Raw genomic sequence first — 23,945 nt, 5'->3', positions numbered from 1 at the left:
GAATGGGTCATGAGTCTAGATGACCGGTCAAAATTCTTCTGGCCGAGAAAGAACGTGAAATAAAGAGCATAACTGCGACATGAGTCGGTTTGATATGGAAGACTCCGGAATTAGGGGGTCGCACCGTTATTTCCCCAAATTACACTTATAAGGATAATTAAAGCGGATTCCCCGCCTTAAAACTGCACATTTTCCCCATTCGACAAAATTAGCGCGGACTACCCGCTTTAAAATTAATCCGTCTGCCGACGCGACAACTGCCAAATTTGCCGAGTCTGCCGAAAAGAATGTGAGCCTGAGTATCCCCGTTTGCGTTGACCAGTAGCGGCATATATAAACCCGAGAATTAAAAAAGGCAGCTCGCCGCGTCCCGCGCAGCAAACTGCCTTTCCCTATATTTACGCCACTTTGTTGTAAGTCATAATCCAGATCGAGCCGGCCACGATCGTCAGCACGATGATCAATCCGAGGATTAGCACCATGAAGTTCCAACGCGGCTTGCCCTCTTCTTTCAGATGCATGAAATAAACCAGCTGTACAACGAACTGAAGGATCGCCGAACCGAGCAGTACAATCGTCGCCGCCTTCTTTTCCAGCAAGCCGTTCAACACGACCACAAGCGGGATGATCGTCAGTACGAGCGACAGCAAGAAGCCGGTAACATAAGACTTGAGCGAGCCGTGCGTCTCGTGGCCGCCATGATCGTCATGAACGCCATGCGCCTGAGCGCCGTGATTCGTATGCTGCGCCATGTTACATCACCTCCAGCAGGTAGACGATCGTAAAGACGAAAATCCAGACGACGTCGAGAAAATGCCAGTACATGCTGATGACGTTGACCTTGCGGCGCGTAACGGAATTGATGCCGTGACGACCAAGCTGAATCATGATCGCGATCATCCAGACGAGACCGAGCGAGACGTGAAGGCCGTGCGTTCCGACCAGCGTATAGAAAGCCGACCAATGGGCGCTCGTCGAAATCGTTGCGCCTTCGTGCACCAGCGTCGCGAATTCCGTCACTTCCAGCGTAATGAACGCCGCGCCGAGCAAGACCGTTACGCCAAGCCAGAAGATCAGTCCTTTGCGATCTCCCCTGTTCATCGCAAGTACCGCAAGCCCGCTCGTAAAGCTGCTTGTAAGCAGGATGAACGTCTCGGCAATGACTCCCGGCATCTCGAACAGCTCTGCGCCCGTCGGCCCTCCGGCTGTGTTGCCGCTGAGTACGACATAGGTCGCGAATAACGTGCCGAACAGAATACAGTCCGTGATCAGGAAAATCCAGAAGCCCATTACGCGCAAGCCTTCCTGATCGTGGTGCCCTTCATGACCGTGACCGTGTCCGGCCCCGTGCCCTCCGTGCTGCGCCTTAAGGGCGGCCTGATGACTACCCGACTTGGCCATTACACAACCCTCCCCGCCGCAGCTTCCGTGCGTTTGATTTCATCCACCGGGATATAATAATCCGTATTGTAATTAAAAGAGTGAACAAGCATACATACCGCTACGCCGGCAAGTCCCGGAATGATCATCCACAGCCAATCCCATACGAAGCCGAAACCGGCGACGAAGAAGAAGAAAGACATAATAATGGGAATTCCCGAGTTTTTCGGCATATGGATCGGCTCAAGCGGCGGCTTCGGTCGCGGAGCTCCTCCGGCGGCGATTCGCTGCTTCTCCTCCCAGAAGTCGTCCTTCTCGGTCACCTGCGGCACCGTCGCGAAGTTGTAGACAGGAGCCGGCGACGGAATCGTCCACTCGAGCGTACGTCCGTCCCATGGATCGCCAGTCGTATCTTTTTCCATAAACTTGATGCTGTGCAAAATCTGCCACACCTGGAACAGGAAGCCGATGCCCATCAGGAAACCGCCGATTGTCGACGTCAGGTTCAACTCGTACCAGCCCTTGTCCCAGCCGTAGCTGCTGACGCGGCGCGTCATCCCCATCAATCCGAGCACGTACTGCGGCATAAAGCAGACATAGAAGCCGATATTCCAGAACCAGAACGCCCATTTGCCGATTTTCTCGTTCAGCTTGAAGCCGAACACCTTCGGCCACCAGTAATACAGACCCGCGAAGTAACCGAATGCGACGCCGCCGATCAGCACCTGGTGGAAGTGCGCGATCAGGAAGTAGCTGTTATGGAACTGGAAGTCCGCCGGAGCGACGGAGAGCAGTACCCCGGTCATCCCGCCGACGACGAAGCACGGGATAAAGCCCAGCATCCACAGCATCGGCGTCGGGAACGACAGCCGTCCGCGATACATCGTGAACAGCCAGTTAAACACTTTGACCCCGGTCGGAATCGCAATAATCATCGTCGTCAACGCGAAGAACGCATTGACATTGGCCCCCGAGCCCATCGTGAAAAAGTGGTGCGCCCAGGTGAAGAAGGAAGCGATGCTGATGCTCATCAGAGCGAACACCATCGATTTGTAACCGAACAGCCGTTTCTTGGAGAAGGTCGCGACCACCTCGGAGAAAATGCCGAAAGCCGGCAGAACGACGATATACACCTCGGGGTGGCCCCACATCCAAATCAGGTTGATGTACATCATCGGGTTGCCGCCGCCGTCGAGCGTAAAGAAGTGCGCGCCCAAATAACGGTCGATGAACAGCAGGAACAGCGTAACGGTCAAAATCGGGAAAGCGAGAATGATCGTCAAGCAGCTGGACAGCACCGACCACGAGAACATCGGCATCTTCATCAGCTTCATGCCCGGCGCCCGCATTTTCAAGATCGTAACGATAAAGTTAATGCCGGTCATCAAGCTGCCGATCCCGGAAATCTGAATGCCCCATATATAGAAGTCCTGGCCCACGCCCGGACTGAACTGCGTTCCCGACAGAGGCGGATAAGCGAGCCAGCCTGCGTCCGGCGAACCTCCGATGACGAACGACAGGTTAAACAGCATCGCCCCGAAGAAGAACAGCCAGAAGCTCAGCGAGTTCAGGAACGGATACGCAACATCTCTCGCCCCGATCTGCAGCGGAATGACGAGGTTAAACAAGCCGAACATCAACGGCATCGCCATAAACAAAATCATAATGACCCCGTGGGTCGTGAAAATTTGGTTATAGTGCTCCGCGTTCAGAAACTCCAACTCCGGGATCGCCAGTTGCGTCCGCATGAGCAGCGCATCCACGCCTCCGCGGAACAGCATAATCAGCGACGCGATCACATACATAATACCGATTCTCTTATGATCGACGGTCGTCAGCCATTCCTTCCACAGCCATGTCCATTTTTTGAAAAACGTAAGCGCGGCGACGATCGCGACCATCGTCAGCACGATGGCGACGTCCGCCCCGTAAATCAATGGATCGCCCGTAACGAAAAACTCGGAGGCGAACTCCTTGATTTGTTCCCACATGTCGGCACCTTCTTTTCCTTGAACTAATTATTGTCGGTTTTATTTACTGCTGGCCGCGTTCAATTCATGGTTATGTCCGCTGCTGTACTTGGTTACGATTTTCTGGAACAAGCCCTCCGGAATCGAAGAGAAGGTTTGTACGCTCGACACGCCCGGCTTCGCAAGCTGCAAATAGCCCTCCATCGTCAGCCCCGGAGACGATTGCTTCACCTGCTCGACCCATGCTTCGAACTCCTCTTGCGAGGTCGCCCTGGCCGTGAAATTCATCTTGGCAAAGTCCTTGCCGCTGAAGTTGGCGCCCATCCCCAGATAATCGCCCGGTTCTTCCGCGATCAGATGCAGCTTCATCGCCATTCCGGACATCGTATAAATCTGACCGCCAAGCTGCGGAATCCAGAAGGAGTTCATCGGCGCGTCCGACGTCAATTCGAAGCGGACAGGCACGTTCTCAGGGAATTCAAGATAATTCACAGAGGCAATCCCTTGCTCGGGATATAAGAACAGCCATTTCCAATCCAGCGAAGTGACCTGGACAACGATCGGCTTGGCTTCGTGCTCGATCGGTTTGGACGGTTCAAGCATATGCGTATATTTAATGGTAATCGTGCCGAGGATGGCGATAATGATGATTGGGATACCCCACCAGATCGCTTCCAGCTTCGTGCTGTGCTCCCAGGTAGGATCGTATTTCGCCTTCCCGCCCGGTCTCTGGCGGTACTTCCACGCCAAATAGAACGTCAAGATCAGCACCGGTACAATGACGATCAAACAGAGCACCGTCGACAATATAATTAGATCCAGTTGGTGCTGCCCGATCTCGCCCTTCGGATTGAGCACGACCACCTTCTCGGCGCACCCGCTAAGCAGCGCCGCCGTCGCAGCCAACGACAGAACGGCCGTCAGCCTCCGCAGCCCTTTCCACATTCCCATCTCCCCCATCCTCTTACCGCTACCGCGTCATACATTTCATTGGACGATTTCTTCGTCGCTGAATCCAACATAGCAGAAAGCTCAGCGACTTTCCTCACAGTTAACAAATGCGACAACGAAACGTTGAAAATTTGCAATAGTTTGTTCACGCCTTCGACATAATAAAAAGCCCGGAGGGAACGTTGCGTTCCATCCGGGCTTCCTTAATTAGATAAGGTCATTCAGACCGGTTCTTCCGTCGCCTGGGACGGGGCTGCCGGTGCTTCCTGGTTCTTCTGCATCAGTGGAGCGATCACGCCGAACAGCATAATCTGCGCGCCGCCGATCAAGAATCCGATGCCGATCATCAAGCCGAGATTCTGATCGTTGAACTGGGCGATATTGAGTACGCAGCAGACGATGCCGACCGCGATGACGATCATCGCCACCCATTTCAGCATTCGGGACATTTCTTTATTTTTCATGAGGGTCCAGCCTCCTTTAATGAGAGCGCTTTTTGTGAATATTTTATCACAAAGTTGTGACGAATTAAAGGCAGAATTCACAAGTTGGACAAATTCACTCCTCAAGACGTCCCTCAACCTTAGCGTTGCTCATGTAGAAGCTTATTATTCCGCTCTAACCTCCACCGACGATCCCCCCGAGGAGCTCTCAACTGCGACTCCCGGAGCGGAGCCTGCCGCCGAGCCGGGCTCGGCCGTGGCCGCCTTCTCGCTTTCCTCGGTCAGCAGCTTCTGGCCCTTGACCTGAAGGCTGTCCAGAGCTTCCTCGATCGTCGTTTTGCCGTCCTTGATGCCTTGGAATTCCTCCTGAGACAACGTGTTGAACTTCATGTAGAAATCCCGCGGCAGTTTGTCGTAATTGTCGTACATATTGTTAGAGCGCGGCTTTAAGCTGTAGAACGCCGCCATATTGCGCCCTTCCTCGTTACTGATATATTTCATACGCGCCGGGAAGCCGCCGTTGTTAAGCTTGGAGGTCACGCGCGCGAACTCGTCTCCGTTTATGTAGCTCAGGAATTTCCATGCGCCCTCCGCGTTGGCCGAATTCGCGTCGATCGCGAAGATTTGCCCGACCGACATCGCCGAGCTTTCATCCGGAGATTGCGGATTGATCGGAACTGTAACAACGTCCCAATTTTTTATTCCCTTGTCTTTTAATCGGGTTTGCGCCTCTTTGATTTGATCCATCATATAATTGCTTTCGATCACCATCGCGGCTTTCCCTCCGATGAAGGCGTCTCCTAACAAATAGTCTTCATAGGACCCGGAAAATCCGCCGTTATTCGGATCTTCGACAAACAGCGAACCCGATTTAAACGCTTTGTCCGCCGTGTCGAACGCCTTTTTCCATGAATCCGAGTTGATCGTCAACTGTTTAGTCGTCGGATTGATGTAGCTTAGCCCCAATGAATTCCCGATCATCATGCCAAGTTGGTAGAGGTCCGCCCCATAGCCGGCCTTCAGGCCGTAGACGCGGTCCTCGCCGCTTCCGTCGGTCGGAAATCTGGCCGCAAGCTGCAGCAGCTCCTCCCAGCTCATGCGATCCGTAGGGAACGTGACTCCGTATTTCGTGAACAGGTCCTTGTTGTAGAAGAGCGCCTGACTGTAGAAATTCGGAGAGAGCCCGTATAGAATGCCGTCGCTTTGTTGCTTGATATATTCCAAAATTCCGGGGGCAATCCCTTCCAGATCGAACTTGTCCTTCTGAATGAACGTATCCAGATTATACAGCTTTCCTTCGCCGGCCATGCGCGAGTATTCTCCCCCACTGAGCAGCAGCACGTCCGGTTTCTGTTCGGCAATGAACTCCTGAGTGGCTTTCTCCATATCTTTGCCTTCTTCGTAGGCAATGCTGGATGTGGAGACTACCTCGAGCTCGACCTCCGGGTGCAGAGCGGCAAACAGCATCCCGAACTGCTGATAGAAGCCGCGTTCATCGTAATACATCACCTTGATCGCCGTTTTCTCTTTATTCGTCGTGTCGTCGCCTCCGGTGCATCCTGCCGCTATCCCGGCAATTAAAGCGCCGCATAGCACTGCTGCAATCTTTCTACCATATTGCATTTTCTACACTTCCTTCTATAGTGGTATACCCGAATTCACCGTCGGAGTCTGCTTCGCCTTGCCCCCTCTCCCCTATTCAATTTACATATTGTACCACAATCTAGCGAACAGAGTGGTTGATTATGGGTGAAATGGTAGCGTAGTCCTACCCTTCCTCTTGTTCGGTCATCCCTCTCCCCCAACTTAAGTCGAGGTCGATCGTCACCTCTCGTCGGATGACAGCCGGCCAAACGATCGGCTATGATGGGAACAGTTCAGTGAAAGGAAGTCTCTGCCATGAATAAAATGGAGTTTATGGATAAAATGAATCGGGATCTTGCCCCGTTGCCGGAGCATGAGAGGAACGAGCTGCTCGATCGATGCGAGGAATGTTTCAGAATCGGCCAAGAGCAAGGGAAGACGGAAGAAGAAATCGTCGCGGAACTGGACTCCCCTTCTTCGCAGCCCGAAGCGCGTTATGAGCCCGCATACGCTGGATCGCCTTATGGAGGCGCCCCCTACAACAATCCCGTTCCGCCACCGCCTCAAGCCTGGTCCGCACCCGCTCCGGGAAGACAGCACGAACCGGACCGCGACGTTCCGCGTTTCATCGGCGTAGGAATCCTGCTGCTTTTTCTGAATCTGCTGCTTGCGATCCCGGTATTCGCCGCCCTGATTGCGGCATTCGTCTCCGTTTGCATCGCCGCTCTAACGACGATGCTGGCGCCGCTCGCGCTTGTTGCCGAGACTTCGCTGTATGGGGAGTTTACGAACGCCAAGCTCATGATGTCGCTAGGAATAACGGGCATCGGAATGATTCTGGCCGATGTGGCCTTCTTGTTCGGCAAAGGGCTGTTCCGTGCAATTAGAGCCTATGCGGGATGGAATTACAAGACCTTGAAAGGAAGAACTTAGCGATGAGAAAATTCTGGTATTTAGCGGCGTTCTGCCTGATCGCGATCGGAATAGCGGGCGCGGTGAACCACGATTGGAATAAAGCGGACAGAAACTTGAGGGATTTCGAGAAGAAGTGGACCTTCTCGGCGGAAGAACTTCGCGAGCTGAGCATCAAGAGCGAATACAACGTCAGCATGACGTTCGTCAAAAGCGTCGACGGCACCAACTCGATCGAACTGAAGGGACACGGAACCGAACGAATGGTTGAGACAGTTCAGGCCGCGGAAATCTCCGGTCGCAAGCTGGAGCTGGAGCTCATCCGTCTCCCCCGCAAATACATTAACTTATTCGATTTCAGCTTCGATCCCCCTACGGAACAATTCGTCGTCTCCGTTACGGACGATGCGCTGCTGGACCGTCTGAAGCTCAAGCTTAGCTCCGGCAATCTCGAAATAAAGGACGCTTCGTTGCTGCGAATCTCTAGCGCGGTGCTGGATTCAAATTCCGGCAATCTGTCTCTCGGCGAGTTCGTCAGCGAAACCTTGGAAATCGACGTCGACTCCGGGAACGTTAAGGGAGATCGCGTCACGGCCAACCTGACTGCGTCTATCGATTCCGGCAACATTACGATCGAAAACATGACTGGAAAGGCCGACATTTCGGCCGACTCGGGCAACGTTAAGCTGTACAAACTCGACACCTCCGACACGAACATATCCGTCGATTCGGGCAATGCGTTCGTTCGCCTCCCGACGAGTTTCGCAGGTACGTACGACCTTAAGGCGGATTCCGGTAGAGTCCGGGCACCCGAGTCTAGAAACGAAACTAACGATACGATCAAAGTGAGAACAGACAGCGGTAACATCACGATCGAGGAAGCAGCGCAATAACGGCCACTTCCTCCGCTGTCGTTCGCCTAGCAGACGCACCGCATCTCGCTTCGGGAGAAGGCGGTGCGTTTTTATTTGCTTTTCGGACGTTAGCGCCCGTTGCAAGACGGAGATGACGCTCCAACTTAAGTCGGGGGAGCAATCCAAACTTCGGACGGTTACGAAGATTAGCTCGCGAAAGGTAGGATAGAATCAAATACACGCTCCTGCGCGAACCCGACCGACAAGGAGGCTTTTCTCTTGTTTACTATTCTGACCGGCATCGTATATGTCTGCGTATTCTTTATGCTTATTTTCTCTTGGATCGCCGGAAGCAAAGCTACTAAATTGCTGTATGGCGGATCCACCGAAAGACTGCACCGTAAAACCCGCAAGCAAATCGTTTGGGCCGTCTATGCGACGCTGCCTGCGCTCGGACTGTCTGTCGCCACTCTGGTCATGACGTCGACGATGGACTCCGTCTTCTGGGAGGATCGGGTGCTGCTTCATCTTCCGCTCGCGCTCATTCCTTCGCTGTCTGTGTGGCTGCTTGCCGTCCCGCGCCTGGTGAAGCTCTGGAAAGCGACCCGTTGCCTGTCCGTCGCTCCGCTTCCCGCCGATATCCGCAAGCAAGCTGCTCATCCTCTCGTTATTTTGCCGTATCAGCTATCGGCAATTGGCGCTGCAACGATTTTTTACTACGTATTGGTAACCCCGGTGCCGTTCCGGCTCGGCTCCGTGCTCGTTCCGATTCTGCTTGCCGCGGCGGCCGTTATGGCTTTAGGCTATGCCCAGCAACGCAAATACGTCGGAATCGGCGAGCCGAACTCTCCCGCTCCGGCGCTTCCAGGCAGAAGATGGCTGCGAACCGCCGGCATCTTCTGCGTCGCGATCGGCGTTGCTGCGCTAATCTATATAGTCGGCAGCGCGAACAGCCGCCTTCCTGCCGTCATGAGCATGGCTGAAGGCCCGATGGATTTCGGAGGGGGACCCGAGCTTGTTCACGACCCTCTGCGCGACAAATCGTTGGCGATGCTGACGGGGCCGCGGGATCGGGAGCCCGACCGCAAATTCCTGTTAACCGCGGAGAAAAAGACGATCGAGCTGCGTCCGGGGCAACCGTTCGAAGCCTGGACCTATAACGGTCAGGTCCCCGGGCCTGAGCTTCGGATCAAGCAAGGAGAACTGGTGGAGATTACGCTGGTCAACCAGGACATTGAGGATGGCGCGACGATCCACTGGCACGGACTCGACGTGCCCAATGCAGAGGACGGGGTGGCAGGGGCGACGCAAGAAGCCGTCATGCCGGGCGACAAGCACGTCTATCGCTTCATCGCCGAGCAGGCGGGAACGTTCTGGTATCATTCGCATCAGCATTCTCAGGAAGCAGTGAAGAAAGGACTGTTCGGCAGCTTGATCGTAGAGCCTGCAGATTCGGAAAATAAGGGGGCGGAGGAAGAGATTACCGTGATGACCCATGTCTGGGACGGCATTGGGCTAGCCATCGGCGATCGCGACGGCGTACAGCGCAAGCAAGTCGTTCCCGGAACTCCGGTGCGCATCCGGCTCATCAATACCCAGGATTGGCTGCGGCAGGACTACACGTTGACGGGAACTCCGTTTCGCGTCGCTGCCATAGACGGCACAGATCTGAACGAGCCGCAGGAGCTGGAAAACGTGCGGATAGAGCTGACCACAGGCGGACGCATGGATTTGACGTTCCTGATGCCCGACACCCCCGTCTTCCTTAGCGTCGGCAGCTCCGATAAGCTGGGAATTCTGCTAAGCCGCGACGGAACGGGAGGCATTCCCGACTTGCCGGTCACGACCGCATTTAATCCGATCGATTACGGCAAGCCCGCCGATACCGCCATCACGGCGAGCAGCGACTTCGACCGCGAATTCGAAATGATTCTCGACAACAAGCTGGCCTTCTACAACGGGCAATTCGGTTCCTTATATACGATCAACGGAGAGGTATTTCCGAATACGCCGATGTTTATGGTGCGGGAGGGCGATCTGGTCAAAACGACCATCGTCAACCGGGGCGCCGTCGATCATCCGATGCACCTGCACGGCCACCACATGCTCGTACTCTCCCGCAACGGCGAGCCTTCGACCGGCAGCCCCTGGTATTCCGATACGCTGGACGTCCAGCCCGGCGAAATCTACGAGGTCGGCTTCGTCGCTGATAACCCCGGACTATGGATGGACCATTGCCACAACCTGACGCACGCGGCCGTTGGCATGTCGATGCATCTCATGTACGAAGAGATCACCACCCCGTATAAAATAGGAAATGAAACCGGCAATCATCCCGAGTGACCGTTATCGTCAAAGTCCTTGCTCAGCGGCATAGTTGCCCCAGTGCGGACGCCTTCCGTCGACGTCTACGATTCCATAGTCGTCCGACAGCCCCCAGGAAGTATAAAATTTGCCCGACTTGCTCAGCAGATCCGGTTCGGCAGCTAATGCGGCCAGTCCACGCGCGAGGAAGAACGGCGTCTCCGACTGGAGGAAATGAGGCTCCTTCTCGGCTCCGTCGCGCCAATTCGCTTCAGTGACGCCAAAGTAATCGAGCATCTCTTCAGACCGCAGAAACCCCGGGGTGACGGACAGCGCCGCTACTCCTTTCGGACGCAGCTCCGCCGCCAGCGCCTCCGCCAGATGAATGACCGATACTTTGGCAAGGCTGTATGGCAGATTGCCCCGGTAGCGGTAATCGTATCCGTCCGTCACCTCCACGATCAGCCCTTCGCCTCTCTTGACGAGCAGCGGGGCGGCGTAATAGCTTGTGATCATATGGGAGTGAACGGCTCTTCGCTGCATCAGCAGCGCCTTGTCCAGTGAACCCTCCCAATAAGGAGTCCCCCATTCCGTCAGCTTCTCGCCGCCCCACACGTCGTTGACCACAATATCGAGTCGGCCAGCCTGTTCGTCTCCGATTCGCTCGAACAGCGCCCGCACTTGCTCCGGCTCCGTATGGTCCACGCGCACGGGAATGCCTTGTCCTCCTTGTTCGCTCACAAGCTCGGCGGTCTCCTCGATCGTTTCCGGCCTGGCCAAGTCGGAGGGCGCTCCTCTGACGCTTCTCCCCGTTGCATACACCGTCGCTCCGGCTTGACCAAGCGCGATCGCAATCGCCCTGCCGGCCCCCCGCGTCGCTCCCGCGACAACCGCTACTTTTCCTGTCAATGGTTTCATTCTCTTCTTCCTCCCATCATTCGTCTACGTCTCTAGATTAGCCTTGATATATGACACCTGCTGTCATATAAATCGGATATACTGAGAATAATCGAAGCGAACGGAGGAATAACGAATGAGAGCCGATCGATTGCTGTCCCTGCTTTCTCTTCTGCAAGCCCGCGGGAGAATGACGTCCAAACAGCTTGCGGACGAGCTAGAAATTTCCGAACGGACCGTGCATCGCGATATGGAGGCTTTGGCGGCAGCAGGCATCCCCGTCTATGCGGAGAGAGGAGCTTCGGGCGGCTGGCAGCTGTCCGAAGGCTACCGCAACCGGATTACGGGGATGACGATCGGCGAGATTCGTTCATTGCTGCTGCTCCATTCCTCCAGCGTCGTTGCCGATCTGGGGCTGAACGAGCCGTCGGGCACCGCGCTGCGCAAGCTGCTGTCCGCTCTCCCGGAGCCGGTGCGTCGCGACGCGGAATACGTGAGGGAACGCATCCATATCGACGGGGCAGGCTGGCGCTCGGCCCCTTCTCGCTCCGCGCATCTGCAGACCGTTCAGGAAGCGGTCTGGGAGCAACGCAAGCTTCGCATTTGTTATCGCGGGAGGGAAGCGGACGAGTCAACGGAGCGGACCGTACTGCCGCTGGGCCTGGTCGCCAAGACGAGCGTTTGGTACATGGTCGCGATGGAAGATTCGGCGGAAGAGGACCCCTTTCGCACCTTCCGGCTATCCCGCCTGCATGACGCAGACATGCTGGAAGAGACCTTCGTCCGACCGGAGGACTTCGATTTGGCAACGCATTGGGAACGATCAATGGAAAGGTTCAAATCCAATCTGCCCCGCTATCCCGCGAAGGTTCGCGTCGCTTTGGCAAGATGGGAGGCCTTCGCGGGGGAAAGGTACGTAAAGACGGTCTCTTGCGAGGAAGTTCAAGAGAGCGAGGCAATAGAAGCGGTCGTTGAGTTCAACACGCTGGAATCGGCGCGGGACATCGTGATGAAATACGGCCGGGACGCGGAGGCGCTGGCTCCCGAGGAGCTTCGCGCAGCCGTGCGCGCGGAATGCGCGGCTGCAGCCGCGCTCTACGCAGAGTAGAAGGCGCTGCAGCCGTTCCGGCACTTTACCCGTTGGCAATTTCGAGGAAGTACGCAATAAACTGGTCGGACGTCATCGGGCGTCCCGTGAAGAAGCCTTGAATACGGTCGCATTGAAGCTGCTGAAGGCGCTGCAGCTGCCCCTCCGTCTCGACGCCCTCCGCCGTGACGGACAGACCGAGGCTGTGCGACATGTCGATGACCGCTTTCGCAATCGCTGCGTCGTCCGTACTCTCTGTCAGATTACGGATAAACGACGGATCTATTTTGACGATATGTACGGGAAGCTTCTTGAGCCAGTAGAGGGACGACTGACCAATGCCGAAATCGTCGATCGCGATTTTGACGCCGATCTCCACCAACTGGCTGAGCATTCGAATGCTGTGCTCCATATTCTGAACGGCCGTATGCTCTGTAATCTCCAGACATAGATTGTGCGGGCCGATCCCCGTATCCTTCAGCACCTTGCTAACGATATCCGGAAAGTCCTCCATTTGGAACTGGAGAGCCGAGATGTTAACGGATATGACGAGTGAAGGCAGTCCCTCTCGTATCCACTCTCGACAGGCGCGGCACGCTTGCTCAAGTACCCATTGGCCGATCGGAATGATTAGCCCGGTCTCCTCCGCCAGAGGGATGAATTCGCCGGGTTGTATCGTTTTTCCGTCGGAAGAGCTCCAACGAATCAACGTCTCCGCACCGTATACCTTGCCCGTAGTAAGAGAAACCTGCGGCTGGAAATTCAGCGTCAGTTCCCCTCGCTCCATCGCATATCTAAGTCCCGTTTCCATATTAAACCTCTCAACCCTTTTTGAGCTTAATGCAGGCGTATATACCTTCAGCCTGTTCCCGCCGTTTTCTTTGGAATAGTACATGGCCAGATCCGAGAAACGAATGAGCGAGTCTACATCCTGCGCATCGTTAGGATATAAGCAAGCCCCAAGGCTCGCGGACAAATAAAACTCCTGCCCCTCCAACACGAACGGCTTGGTCAGCATATGCAAAATCCGCTCGGCGACGCGGTTGATTTCCTCCGCCCCCTCGATCTTGGAGAGCAGCACAATAAATTCGTCCCCGGCGAACCGCGAGACGATCCCGTGCAGACCGACGCAATCCTGCAGTTTAGCGGAAGCGAGCTGCAGCAGAAGGTCTCCGGTCTGATGTCCGAGCGTATCGTTGACGATTTTGAAACGATCCAGATCGATCATCATAACGGCCAGCTTCTTGCCGTCTTGACTCCGCTCCTCGATAGCCTCCTGCAGCCGATCCTTGAACATCATGCGATTAGGCAGCCCGGTAACGGAATCCCAATAAGCCAGTTGAGTAATTCTCTCTTCGTTGACCTTCTTCTCGGTAATATCGGTAATCGAACCGATGATCCGTACGGCAGCGCCCGAAGCGTTGCGAACCAAATCTCCCGCCAGATGCACCCAGAGCTGCCGATCCGCCTCCGCCTGGCCGCCGATGCGTAATTCGACTTGAATCGGCTGGCGGTCGGACTCGGAACGAACCTGTTTGAGCGCCTGCCAGATTGCCCGCCGATCCTCCGGATATACCAGTCTCAAGAAGGAACGGGGAGCGCTATTCAGCTTGACGGAGGAGGGGCTTAATATTTTATGCGCGCGCGTGCTCCAATCGATCTTGCCCGCGCTCAAATCCCAGTCCCAGATGCCGTCGTTCGTCGTGTGCGAGACGATCTCCAGTTTCTCGTTGATCGAGCGAACGTGATTAAACAGCAATTCCCGCTCCAATGCGACTGCAAGGATCGTGAAGCTGTGGCGGAACAGATCGTTCGAGACGAAATTTGCGTTCGGTTCCACTTGGCCGGCCAGAGCGATATAACCCCAGCTTTTCTTTTCCGATTTGACCGGATGGAGCACGACAATATCCTCTCCTCCGGGTCGCGTTCCCGGAGGAAGCATTTCCAACGGGGGAAACTGCTCGAACGGATAGGCCGCGCCGATGGGCGGCAGCGGATCGCCTCGCTTGCTGAACGACTGGCGTACGACCAACCGTCGGTCTCCGCTCTCGTCCGTCTCCCACAGCGCCAAACAGCCCCAATGGACGCTATTCCAGAACAGCTTGGAAATGTCGATCTTCTCGTCTCTCGTCGCATTGATCAAGCTTTTGGTCATCTGATAGTTGTTATTCGCAATCGTATGGAAGGAACGGCGCATCTGGGACAGGTTGATCAGATAGTGATCAAACTCCTCCGCCGTCTTGAATTGCGATCTCTCCGAGCATGAGCAAGAGGACCTGACGACCAGTCCGGCGGACACAAGCGTTACCCCGTCCGTCTCCAGACGCCCTTCAAGCATCTCGATCGCGATTCTCACCGCTTCATTGGCCATGCTTTCAATAGGCTGGCGTACGGTCGTAAGCGAAGGATAGTTGACCGCTGCCTGATAGATGTCGTCGAAGCCGCTCACCGCGAAGTCTTGCGGAACACGGAATCCGCGAGCCTGCAAGCAGTCGATCGCTCCCAGAGCGTTAAAATCCGTACCCGCGGCGATCGCCGTAAACTCGACGCCCCGATCCAGCAGCTCCCGCATCGCTTTCTCTCCGGCGTTCATGAGATTGTCCTCGACGTCCACGACAAGCCGTTCGTCTATCGGCAATCCCTGCTCTGCAAGCGCCTCCTTATACCCCAGGTAACGCTCGTACAGATCATACTGAGACAGCTTGCCGATAAAAGCGATCCGCGTATGCCCGTGGGAGATCAAATGCTGCACCGCCGCTTTCATGCCCGCTTGATTCTCGACGAGCACCGAGTGTCCCCCCGGCACGGGGGACGGAAAGCCGATGCAGACGAGCGGCTTCCCGCTCTTCTCCAAAGTCTCGAGAACCGTCTGGCTGGCCGAGGGCAGAATGACGATCCATGCATCGATCAGCCCGGATGCGATCGGCTCTTCCAACGAATCGATTCCTAAATAATCGTCTGCGACTTGCACGGCAAAGAGACGGGAACACCTTTCTCGGACAGCGTGTTGAATGTGAGGCAGCAGTCTGCCGAAATATTCGCCGTCCAGATAGGGTGCGATGACACCGATCCGGTATTCCTTAACCATGATGTTCCCTGCCTTCTGTGCTTGCGTCGAGTGATTAGTGGTTATTTCCATTTTCAACGCGACGCTTTCAAAATCCTTTTAATATCGCGGTTTACACTGAAAAAAGCGACAACAGACCTATTCAAAGGCGGTATGACGCCTTCAGGCTTACAGTCGGATGTGCCGAATTTGCGTCCGAATGCGGTCGTATGCTTTGCGCAAAGCGCTTCGTTCGTCCGGCTGCAGCGACAGCCCCGCTAGCTCTGCGATACGCTCCGCGTTGTCCGCGATCGTGTGCCCCTCCGTATTCAGGTGATGGGCAAACTTCTCCTGCGAGAGCGCCGCCACGCACCGGTCGATCTGCGCGGCCGCCCACGATTCGCTTCCTTCTCCTCGGCTTTTCAGCCGCCGCAGCAACGTCTCCCTCTCGGCGCACAGCGCAAAATGGCGCACCTCCGCCCCTTCCTCCCGCAGCCGTCCGATAATCTCGTCGAAATATTGCGAGCTGACGAGCGTCATCGGCGCGATTACGATACCGTCATATTCCCGATCCAGATGCTTTAGCATCGCATAGTTCGTGTCCCGCCACATCGGATAGTCCTGAAAATCGCCGAGCGCGATCCGCTTCGGTACATTTTTGCGTATAAAATAACCGGCATTCTCCGGATCATAGACATAGGAGTCCGGCAATCTTCTGTGCAGCTCATAAGCAGTTTGCGTCTTCCCCGCTCCGAACGCTCCGTTAATCCATAGAATCATTCTGTTCACCCTTCAGATAGCGAATAAACGAATTATCAGTTTTCATACTGCTTCCATTCGCCGCGCGGGACGGCCTATCCTGCTTTTTCCACCGACGAACGGAAATCCGCGTCCCGGTTCGGTCCTCCTCCAACCGCACCAAAACAGCCTATATGAAATACGATAGGGATATATATAGACCATTACAGCAGCCTAGAAAGGTGTGGCGAAAATGAGCGACAACGCGTACGACTTTTACGGGGGCGGCAATACGGCTCGGGGTTACACGAGCTTACTTCCTTCATCGTTGCAGGGACTGGAGCGGCTTTGCGTGGTAAGGGGCGGCCCGGGATTGGGAAAAAGATGCGAGCTCCGTTCGATAAGCGACAAGCTGTCGGCGGCGGGACATGAGGTTTGGCGCATCGCCTGCGCCTCCGATCCGGACGCTCTGGATGCGCTGATCGTTCCCGGCCTCAGCCTGGGGATCGTCGACGGCACGACGCCAAACGCCATTGTTCCGGAGATTGTCGGAGCGACGGTTGTAGAATTTGACCTAGGGGAAGCATGCGATAAGTCGGCACTTTCGGCCAGGGAATCGGAAATGGCGAGCTTGGATCAGGAGATCGCGGACAGATTCGCGGAGGCCTACGCCGGGTTCGCCGAGGCGCTCCGGGTTCATGACGATTGGGAGAAAATCTATATCGGGAACATGGATTTTCAGAAGGCCGACGAGTTGACCCAGGAATGCATCGATCGGCTGATTGGGGATCGTAAGAGCGCGCGCGCGGGGAGTGAGGCTCATCGATTTCTAGGTGCGGCCACTCCGCTGGGAGCGGTCGATTACGTTCCCGGGCTGACGGAGGGGCTGAAGCGGTATTTGCTGAAAGGTCGGCCCGGCTCAGGGAAGTCTACAATGCTGAAGAAACTGGCCGCAGCCGCAGCCGAACGAGGCTGCGACTCCGAAATCTACCACTGCGGCTTCGACCCGAACAGTCTGGACATGGTCGTTGTCCGCGAGCTTGGCTTTGCCATTTTCGACAGTACCGCTCCACACGAATACTTCCCCGATCGGCCTTCCGACGAGATCGTCGACATGTACGAGCGCTGCATCGTTCCAGGAACCGACGAAGCTCATGCCGACGAGTTGGCCCCGATCCGACAGCAGTACGCCGCGAATATGAAACGCTCTATCGGGCTGTTGTCGGAAGCACGGTCACTACGGGATCAACTGGAGCGGTTATATGCCGAAACCGTGGACTCTCCGGCTGTGGAACGGATTGTCGAGGAGTTTAGGCGGGATGTCTTGGGGTTTGCTTCGATTCAGGTTTGAAGAATACTAACGGGCTTGTGCATTTTAAGCAGATCTGCTCGACTTAATCGATAGACCATGAAGGAAGTATGTACTTCCCCCTTCGATTTAAGCCCCCACAAAGCGGCGTGCAGCTATGAAGCTTATTTCGCTCACTTTGCGGGGGCACGTTCAGACGAATAAGGCCGCACGGCGGTCTTATCACCAACATTCCGGCTCCGTTCAGGTGAATAAGACCGCGCAGCGGTCTTATCACCCACATCCCGGCTCCGTTCAGGCGAATAAGGCCGTGCGGCGGTCTTATCACCAACATTCCAGCTCCATTCAGGCGAATAAGGCCGCGCGGCGGTCTTATCACCCACATCCCGGCTCCATTAAGGCGAATAAGGCCGCGCGGCGGTCTTATCACTCACATTCCAGCTCCGTTCAGACGAATAAGACCGCGCGGCGGTCTTATCACTCACATCCCGGCTCCGTTCAGACGAATAAGACCGCGCGGCGGTCTTATCGGCTGCAGCAATTCCCCCAGAAGCCTGCCTATTTTTCAGCGAGGCGAAAGGCCTTCACTCTATCCAACCTACCTATTACCGAGCCCCCTGCAAATCCTGAGGAACGACGGCATCGCGAAGCGCATCCTCCAGCTCCGTCGCATACCGCTCTGCAAGCTCGTCGCTCCATCCGAGCAATTCCTGCATAAGCGCGATGGCGTTCGCTTTGTAGCGCTGAACCAGCGCAATATTGAAGAACAGCGCTCCCGTGCGGCGAATGAAGATATCGATCGGCTTCGCAGCCATCTCTTCCTCTATCGCGTACTTCACTCGCATGTAGAGATCTAGCGGAAGCCCAAAACGTTCCGCTTCCGAAGCATCTCCGCAGCGGTACACTCTCTCCGCGTTAGACCCATAGAAGCGCGCGATCCGCAGGCTCGCCTCGAAGGACAACCCGGCTGCCTTCCCATGCTCGGCAACATGCGCGGCATATGCCTCCAGCTTTTCGGAGCCTCCTACCTCGCCTCCGGATATGGCGATCCCCTTTGTCCGGCAAGCTGCAGTCTGCACGCGTCCCTGCAGTCTGCGAGCGACTAGGTCGACCGTGTCTTCGGCCATTTTGCGGTAGCCGGTCAGCTTGCCTCCGGCAATCGTGATCAAACCGGACTTCGATTCCCAAATTTCGTCCTTACGCGAAATCTCAGACGGATTTTTCCCTTCCTCATAAATGAGAGGACGAATGCCCGCCCAGCTCGACTCGACATCCTTCTCCGTAAGACGCGTTTCCGGGAACATAAAGTTGATGGCACCCAGAACATATTGCCGATCGGCCGCCGTCATCGTCGGATGCGCCTTGTCCCCGTCGTAGAACGTATCCGTCGTGCCGACGTACGTCTTGCCGTCCCTTGGAATGGCGAACACCATCCGCTTGTCGTCGGTATCGAAGTACACCGCCTGACGAAGCGGAAACCGGCTCTGATCGATGACCAGATGGATGCCCTTGGACAACCGCAGCTTCTTGCCGTGGTTGGAGCGGTCCATCTCCCGCAACGTGTCGACCCACGGTCCAGTCGCATTTACAATCGCCTTGGCGCGCACCTCGCCGCTATCTCCACTCAACAGATCCGTCACGCTCGCTCCACACACATGCCCTTCGCCACTATAGACGAGCTTTTCTACCTTGGCGTAATTCAGCGCCGTCGCTCCGAGCTCGACCGCGCGCTTCATCACCTCGATAGTCAGTCTGGCGTCATCCGTGCGATACTCTACGTAGTACCCGCCCCCGAGCAGGCCGTTCTTTTTGAGCAGCGGCTCCTTTTGCAGCGTCGCTGCCGTCTTCAGCATTTTGCGCCGTTCGCTGCGCTTCACTCCGGCCAAATAATCGTATACCCGCAGGCCGACTGACGTGGAAAACGATCCGAACGTGCCGCCCTTATAAATCGGCAGCAGCATCCATTCCGGGGTCGTCACATGAGGACCGTTCTCGTATACAATCGCCCGCTCCTTGCCGACCTCCGCGACCATTTTCACCTCGAATTGCTTCAAATAACGCAAACCGCCGTGCACCAGCTTCGTCGAACGGCTGGATGTGCCCGCCGCGAAATCCTGCATCTCGACAAGTGCGGTGCGCAAGCCCCGACTTGCCGCATCCAGCGCGATTCCCGCCCCCGTAATGCCTCCACCGATGACCAGCAAGTCGTATTCTTCCTTCTGCATGGTATCGAATATCGCCGAACGCCCGTGTCCTGCAAATGTGAGTTCCTTCATGCCGTATCCCTCTCTTCGCCAGGTATAGAAAAAGAGACCGCAAACACATTATGCGCCATAACGCATAACGTGAAGCGGTCTCTCCTCATCTCTGACCCGATGTATTTACTTAAGTTTACTTTACCACACCGACGTTCATTTGAAAACCATCGCCGCTTTCACCGCTTTGCCCCAGCCTTCGTACAGGCGCGCCGACTCCTTGGCATCCATGGCGGGGGTGAACGAACGATCCGTACTCCACTGCCGCGCGATCTCCTCCGGGCTTTCCCAGAAGCCGACGGCCAACCCTGCCAAGTATGCCGCGCCGAGCGCCGTCGTCTCGTTCACGACGGGACGCTCTACTGCCGCTCCCAAAACATCGCTCTGGAACTGCATCAGGAAGTCGTTCTTCACCGCCCCGCCGTCGACGCGCAACGCTTTCAGGCTGATCCCCGCGTCCGCCTCCATCGCCGCCAGCACGTCCTTCGTCTGATACGCGAGCGATTCCAGCGTCGCCCGGATGAAGTGTTCCTTCGTCGTGCCCCGCGTCAGTCCGAACACGGCTCCACGAACGTCGCTGTCCCAATAGGGCGTTCCCAGCCCGACGAAAGCCGGTACGACGTAGACGCCCTCCGTCGACTCCACTCTGGCCGCATAGCGCTCGCAGTCCTTGGCGTCAGCGAACATGCGAAGACCGTCGCGCAGCCACTGAATGGCCGACCCGGCGACGAAAATGCTCCCCTCAAGCGCATACGTCACCTTGCCCCCGACTCCCCAAGCGATCGTCGTCAACAATCCATGGTCGGACGCAACCGCTTTGTCGCCCGTGTTCATGAGCATAAAGCAGCCTGTTCCGTACGTATTTTTCGCCATTCCCCGTTCGTAACAAGCCTGGCCGAACAAAGCCGCCTGCTGGTCGCCCGCGATGCCCGCAATCGGAATTTCGCACCCGAAAAAATGATGCGTATCCGTCAGCCCGTACACCTCCGACGAAGGCTTCACCTCGGGCAGCATCGACTCGGGCACCGTCAATATTTTCAACAGCTCCGGGTCCCAGCGAAGCTCGTGAATGTTGTACATCAGCGTGCGGGAGGCATTCGAATAGTCGGTCACATGCACGCGCCGTCCCGACAGACGCCATACTAGCCACGTATCGATCGTACCGAACAACAATTTGCCCTGCTCCGCTTGCTCCCGGGCTCCTTCCACATGGTCGAGAATCCACTTGATTTTCGTTCCGGAAAAGTAAGCGTCGATCAGCAGTCCCGTCTTGCTTCTGAACGTCTCGTTCAGGCCGGCGCTCTTCAGCTCATCGCAAATGTCGGCCGTCTGCCGCGACTGCCAGACGATCGCGTTGTATACGGGCACGCCTGTCTCCTTGTCCCATACGACCGCCGTTTCTCTCTGATTCGTAATCCCGATTCCGGCAATCTGCTCGGGTTTAACGTCCGCTTCGGAAAGCACCGTCGCGATAACCGCGAGGACGGAGCCCCAGATTTCATTAGCGTTATGCTCGACCCAGCCCGGCTTCGGAAAATACTGCTTAAATTCCTGCTGCGCTACGCGCACGATCCGCCCCTCATGATCGAACAAAATCGCCCGCGAGCTGGTTGTACCTTGATCCAGCGACAATATATATTTTTCCAATGCGATTCCTCCCTATGCCCTCTCGACCGGGCCTATTTCCACATGCTCGCATGACTTGTCGATACTGCAATCGCCCCAGCCCCAAACAACGGAGGCAAATCCTCCGGCCCGTCGATAAAGCCGCCCAGAATAATATCGATGCCGGTCTCGCGCTGAATAATCCCGATCTTCGGGTGAGAATAGCTCGGCAGAATCTCGATATAATCGGGCTTAACGTGAGACGCCGAGTTGATAATCGTCTTCACCGAATGGGAGTCGATCAGGAAGCCCCGCTGAATCGCCATCAGCCCGTATTTTTTCGCATGGATGAGACTCGACGTTCGGGTGCTGATGACGCCGTCCACCTTGATCGCCTTGGACAGAAAATGAATCGAAGCCTCGTCGTCCTTGATCCCCTTTACCATATCGAGATGCAGAAATATTTTCTTCCTCGCCTGCTTGGCGCTCGATACAATGCCTTGAAGATGGATCAGCTCCCCCTCCAGCAGAAAAATGACTTCCTGCGGCGAAGCAAGCGCTTGCTCGAATTCCTTCATATTGCGAACGGCCGGTATCACCGAATGCAGCTTCAACAGTCCCAATTCCTCTCCCCCTCCCCGGCTGAACGCCGAAAAAAATACAAAAAAACAGCTGCCGAATCGGACACGGACTCGGGGAGTTCGCACCTGTATGGCAGCTGTTCTCTTCTTCTCACAGCGGTCGGATTTACTTGTAGGTTTTATTATAGATCATTTCGCGGTCTTTTGGAATATCGGGATGATGGGCTTATTTGGATAGCTGCATGCGCCTTTGCTTCAGTTCTTCCCGCCAGCGGGACTCGAACGGATTTTTCGTCGTTAGGTCCTCAAGGATACGAATAGACTTTTCGCGCTCGCCCTGCTCCCACAATATATCGCTCTGAAGCTTCAGATACCAGATCTGTGAGGGATTCGTCTGTAAAGCTTGGCTATTTTCTTCCTTGGCAACGGCTAAATAACGCTGATCTCGGCTTTGCAAATATTCTTGAAAATAGATCTTGGATTTTCGGTCATGCGCTTGATCGGCGAATAGGGCGAGCTTAATGCTTTTATCCAGACTCCTTACCGCGTCTGCAGGCTTCTCGTTACGCAAGAGCTCGGAGGCGGTTCGGATGTAAGAACCCGAGATCAATGACAAGCTTGAAGTTATCATAATAATTAGCGACACAAGAAGAATGCCAGCAATTCGGAAAGCGCCGCTGATCCCTCTATTTTCGGTTCGATTGTCATCCTCGGGAACCATAACCCTGCCATTCAACAAAAAGAATACCCCAAATAAAAACGGGGAGGCCAGAACGAAGTCGACCAGACTGTGAACGACGATCGCCGCACTTGCGCATAAACGGCCCCACTGGATGATCTTTCGTTCTTCTGGAGCGTTTCTTAGCTCATAAAATCCTCGATACAGCAGAACCGAAACGAATCCGATAAATGAAACCGTCCCTATCAATCCTGTATCCGTAGCAACTTGAAGCAGTTGGTTATGAACATACCTTACGAAATAATCCGAGGATTGATATTCGTACTGTAATTGAGCCCATCCTCCGCCCCCGTAGCCGGTCCATACGGCGTCAAGCGACATCCTAAGAGCATCTCGGTAATAAACAAGGCGGGACTGCCACTCCGTTGCCGACAGGCCGAACTTCTCCCATCTGGACAATCCGCCATCGTACAATTGCCAGCCGGCCCATGTCACCGCCACTGCACCTGCAGCGGCAGCAACGCTCCTCGACAACCCCACAGAAAACGCAGCTTGCTTCCAGACGAATACTCCGGATATCGCAATAATTAGAAGCGTCGCCCAGACGGACTGACCGAAAGCCACTGAACCCATTATCCCCAAGAACGTGCCGATCAGTACTCTCAGCCACAGCTCGAAGTATTTTTTACGTGCAGCTGCATAAAGAATGATTAGGCTTAACGCCCACAGAAGCATCGCTGTTCTGGACTGGGTAAGCCCCAAAGCCATAACGAATGCGAAATGAGCTCCAAGATATCTCCCCTGACGACCTGTCATGTACAGTGCTTGGGCGATTATGCTGCATACGGCGAGCAAGAGCCCCTGAGCGTTCGCATAGTCGAGAAACCCCGCCAGCCTGTCGTCGTAAAAGCGATCCCCTGCGATTCCGATAACGACGGCTGCAAACGAAGTTCCCAGCAATACGCGCAGCGCCCTATCGTTTGTTTCAGGATTAAGATGCTTGAAAATCAGGTATATCGCTGCCACAAATGCTATCTTGATCGCTTCAAGCAGCGCATCCTGTTTGTTAATCGCATAGCTCAGACTAACCGCATAACTGCAAACACATACCAGAAGAAAATAGAGAGCCGGATCATGAAGTATACGGTGTTTGAAATACAAGACGCTCAGCACACCAAAAGCGACAATGGCACCAACAAGATATTCCTCTTCAAACAAAAAACCGTGAAAGAAGGAGCCCGAAACAAGAAAAATAATTGTAAGAGCAAATAGATACGTCTGCGTTCGAGGTTGTGCATTTTGGCTATTCATGCTTCATTGGCCCCCGCTATTGAATAGGCAAGCGAGAGA

General features: G+C 55.3%; 18 protein-coding genes. 5 read left to right on the top strand and 13 right to left on the bottom strand.

Annotated features, from left to right (window positions below; translation table 11 throughout):
* Nucleotides 1-398: 398 nt before the first annotated feature.
* The 6 genes from cyoD to DFP98_RS32940 all read right to left on the bottom strand — a co-directional run bounded on the left by cyoD (nt 399) and on the right by DFP98_RS32940 (nt 6,367).
* The gene (cyoD, locus tag DFP98_RS32965; RefSeq protein ID WP_116064880.1) at nt 399-752 is read right to left on the bottom strand and encodes a cytochrome o ubiquinol oxidase subunit IV; all 354 of its coding nucleotides are present in this window, start codon (nt 750-752) and stop codon (nt 399-401) included.
* 1 nt (nt 753) lies between these two features.
* Nucleotides 754-1,401: a cytochrome o ubiquinol oxidase subunit III gene (gene cyoC / locus DFP98_RS32960; protein ID WP_116064879.1), complete on the bottom strand. Its 648-nt coding sequence runs from the start codon at nt 1,399-1,401 to the stop codon at nt 754-756.
* The gene (locus DFP98_RS32955; RefSeq protein ID WP_116064878.1) at nt 1,401-3,371 is read right to left on the bottom strand and encodes a cbb3-type cytochrome c oxidase subunit I; all 1,971 of its coding nucleotides are present in this window, start codon (nt 3,369-3,371) and stop codon (nt 1,401-1,403) included. Before DFP98_RS32955 ends, cyoC begins: the two co-directional genes overlap by 1 nt.
* Nucleotides 3,372-3,410: 39 nt before the next feature.
* Nucleotides 3,411-4,295 (bottom strand): ubiquinol oxidase subunit II, encoded by an 885-nt coding sequence (gene cyoA, locus DFP98_RS32950; RefSeq protein ID WP_116064884.1) that lies wholly within the window; start codon nt 4,293-4,295, stop codon nt 3,411-3,413.
* 227 nt (nt 4,296-4,522) lie between these two features.
* Nucleotides 4,523-4,765, bottom strand: a complete 243-nt coding sequence (locus tag DFP98_RS32945; RefSeq protein ID WP_116064877.1) for a hypothetical protein — start codon at nt 4,763-4,765, stop codon at nt 4,523-4,525.
* 144 nt (nt 4,766-4,909) lie between these two features.
* Nucleotides 4,910-6,367 carry an ABC transporter substrate-binding protein gene (locus DFP98_RS32940; RefSeq protein WP_116064876.1) on the bottom strand — a complete coding sequence of 486 codons (1,458 nt, stop codon included), beginning with the start codon at nt 6,365-6,367 and terminating at the stop codon, nt 4,910-4,912.
* 276 nt (nt 6,368-6,643) lie between these two features.
* Here DFP98_RS32940 and DFP98_RS32935 point away from each other — a divergent pair, with 276 nt between their 5' ends.
* The 3 genes from DFP98_RS32935 to DFP98_RS32925 all read left to right on the top strand — a co-directional run bounded on the left by DFP98_RS32935 (nt 6,644) and on the right by DFP98_RS32925 (nt 10,437).
* Nucleotides 6,644-7,261: a DUF1700 domain-containing protein gene (locus tag DFP98_RS32935; protein WP_116064875.1), complete on the top strand. Its 618-nt coding sequence runs from the start codon at nt 6,644-6,646 to the stop codon at nt 7,259-7,261.
* A 2-nt stretch (nt 7,262-7,263) separates the two neighbouring features.
* Nucleotides 7,264-8,133 (top strand): DUF4097 family beta strand repeat-containing protein, encoded by an 870-nt coding sequence (locus DFP98_RS32930; RefSeq protein WP_181918093.1) that lies wholly within the window; start codon nt 7,264-7,266, stop codon nt 8,131-8,133.
* Between the two features lie 240 nt (nt 8,134-8,373).
* Nucleotides 8,374-10,437 carry a multicopper oxidase family protein gene (locus DFP98_RS32925; RefSeq protein WP_246016962.1) on the top strand — a complete coding sequence of 688 codons (2,064 nt, stop codon included), beginning with the start codon at nt 8,374-8,376 and terminating at the stop codon, nt 10,435-10,437.
* Nucleotides 10,438-10,446: 9 nt separating this feature from the next.
* Here DFP98_RS32925 and DFP98_RS32920 read toward each other — a convergent pair whose 3' ends face one another.
* Nucleotides 10,447-11,316: an SDR family oxidoreductase gene (locus tag DFP98_RS32920; RefSeq protein WP_116064873.1), complete on the bottom strand. Its 870-nt coding sequence runs from the start codon at nt 11,314-11,316 to the stop codon at nt 10,447-10,449.
* A 115-nt stretch (nt 11,317-11,431) separates the two neighbouring features.
* On the opposite strand from DFP98_RS32920, the gene DFP98_RS32915 reads away from it, so the two are divergent.
* On the top strand, nt 11,432-12,403 hold the full coding sequence (locus DFP98_RS32915) for a helix-turn-helix transcriptional regulator (RefSeq protein WP_116064872.1): 972 nt from the start codon (nt 11,432-11,434) through the stop codon (nt 12,401-12,403).
* Between the two features lie 25 nt (nt 12,404-12,428).
* Here the strand turns inward: DFP98_RS32915 and DFP98_RS32910 are convergent, their stop codons facing one another.
* Together DFP98_RS32910 and DFP98_RS32905 are read right to left on the bottom strand one after the other, a co-directional pair.
* Complete coding sequence (locus DFP98_RS32910; RefSeq protein WP_181918092.1) at nt 12,429-15,470, bottom strand: EAL domain-containing protein; 3,042 nt, start codon at nt 15,468-15,470, stop codon at nt 12,429-12,431.
* Between the two features lie 147 nt (nt 15,471-15,617).
* On the bottom strand, nt 15,618-16,208 hold the full coding sequence (locus tag DFP98_RS32905) for an AAA family ATPase (RefSeq protein WP_181918096.1): 591 nt from the start codon (nt 16,206-16,208) through the stop codon (nt 15,618-15,620).
* A gap of 211 nt (nt 16,209-16,419) precedes the next feature.
* Here DFP98_RS32905 and DFP98_RS32900 point away from each other — a divergent pair, with 211 nt between their 5' ends.
* On the top strand, nt 16,420-17,517 hold the full coding sequence (locus DFP98_RS32900) for a PRK06851 family protein (RefSeq protein ID WP_116064869.1): 1,098 nt from the start codon (nt 16,420-16,422) through the stop codon (nt 17,515-17,517).
* Between the two features lie 563 nt (nt 17,518-18,080).
* Here the strand turns inward: DFP98_RS32900 and DFP98_RS32895 are convergent.
* From DFP98_RS32895 to DFP98_RS32880, 4 genes are all read right to left on the bottom strand, one after another.
* Nucleotides 18,081-19,751, bottom strand: a complete 1,671-nt coding sequence (locus DFP98_RS32895; RefSeq protein WP_116064868.1) for a glycerol-3-phosphate dehydrogenase/oxidase — start codon at nt 19,749-19,751, stop codon at nt 18,081-18,083.
* A gap of 135 nt (nt 19,752-19,886) precedes the next feature.
* Entirely contained in the window at nt 19,887-21,377 is a 1,491-nt protein-coding gene (gene glpK / locus DFP98_RS32890; RefSeq protein WP_116064867.1) for a glycerol kinase GlpK, read from the bottom strand.
* A 32-nt stretch (nt 21,378-21,409) separates the two neighbouring features.
* Nucleotides 21,410-21,958, bottom strand: a complete 549-nt coding sequence (locus tag DFP98_RS32885; protein ID WP_246016960.1) for a glycerol-3-phosphate responsive antiterminator — start codon at nt 21,956-21,958, stop codon at nt 21,410-21,412.
* A gap of 184 nt (nt 21,959-22,142) precedes the next feature.
* Entirely contained in the window at nt 22,143-23,906 is a 1,764-nt protein-coding gene (locus tag DFP98_RS32880) for an O-antigen ligase family protein (protein WP_116064866.1), read from the bottom strand.
* Nucleotides 23,907-23,945: the final 39 nt, after the last annotated feature.

This window comes from Cohnella phaseoli, from assembly GCF_003386235.1.
Taxonomy (GTDB): domain Bacteria; phylum Bacillota; class Bacilli; order Paenibacillales; family Paenibacillaceae; genus Cohnella; species Cohnella phaseoli.
The sequence above is the reverse complement of the archived record's forward strand: the minus strand, read 5'-3'. Positions and strand labels throughout refer to the sequence as shown.

Coding starts and splice junctions, on each gene's coding strand:
- cyoD (WP_116064880.1), bottom strand. CDS start 752: ATGGCGCAGCATACGAATCACGGCGCTCAGGCGCATGGCGTTCATGAC.
- cyoC (WP_116064879.1), bottom strand. CDS start 1,401: ATGGCCAAGTCGGGTAGTCATCAGGCCGCCCTTAAGGCGCAGCACGGA.
- DFP98_RS32955 (WP_116064878.1), bottom strand. CDS start 3,371: ATGTGGGAACAAATCAAGGAGTTCGCCTCCGAGTTTTTCGTTACGGGC.
- cyoA (WP_116064884.1), bottom strand. CDS start 4,295: ATGTGGAAAGGGCTGCGGAGGCTGACGGCCGTTCTGTCGTTGGCTGCG.
- DFP98_RS32945 (WP_116064877.1), bottom strand. CDS start 4,765: ATGAAAAATAAAGAAATGTCCCGAATGCTGAAATGGGTGGCGATGATC.
- DFP98_RS32940 (WP_116064876.1), bottom strand. CDS start 6,367: ATGCAATATGGTAGAAAGATTGCAGCAGTGCTATGCGGCGCTTTAATT.
- DFP98_RS32935 (WP_116064875.1), top strand. CDS start 6,644: ATGAATAAAATGGAGTTTATGGATAAAATGAATCGGGATCTTGCCCCG.
- DFP98_RS32930 (WP_181918093.1), top strand. CDS start 7,264: ATGAGAAAATTCTGGTATTTAGCGGCGTTCTGCCTGATCGCGATCGGA.
- DFP98_RS32920 (WP_116064873.1), bottom strand. CDS start 11,316: ATGAAACCATTGACAGGAAAAGTAGCGGTTGTCGCGGGAGCGACGCGG.
- DFP98_RS32915 (WP_116064872.1), top strand. CDS start 11,432: ATGAGAGCCGATCGATTGCTGTCCCTGCTTTCTCTTCTGCAAGCCCGC.
- DFP98_RS32910 (WP_181918092.1), bottom strand. CDS start 15,470: ATGGTTAAGGAATACCGGATCGGTGTCATCGCACCCTATCTGGACGGC.
- DFP98_RS32905 (WP_181918096.1), bottom strand. CDS start 16,208: ATGATTCTATGGATTAACGGAGCGTTCGGAGCGGGGAAGACGCAAACT.
- DFP98_RS32900 (WP_116064869.1), top strand. CDS start 16,420: ATGAGCGACAACGCGTACGACTTTTACGGGGGCGGCAATACGGCTCGG.
- DFP98_RS32895 (WP_116064868.1), bottom strand. CDS start 19,751: ATGAAGGAACTCACATTTGCAGGACACGGGCGTTCGGCGATATTCGAT.
- DFP98_RS32880 (WP_116064866.1), bottom strand. CDS start 23,906: ATGAATAGCCAAAATGCACAACCTCGAACGCAGACGTATCTATTTGCT.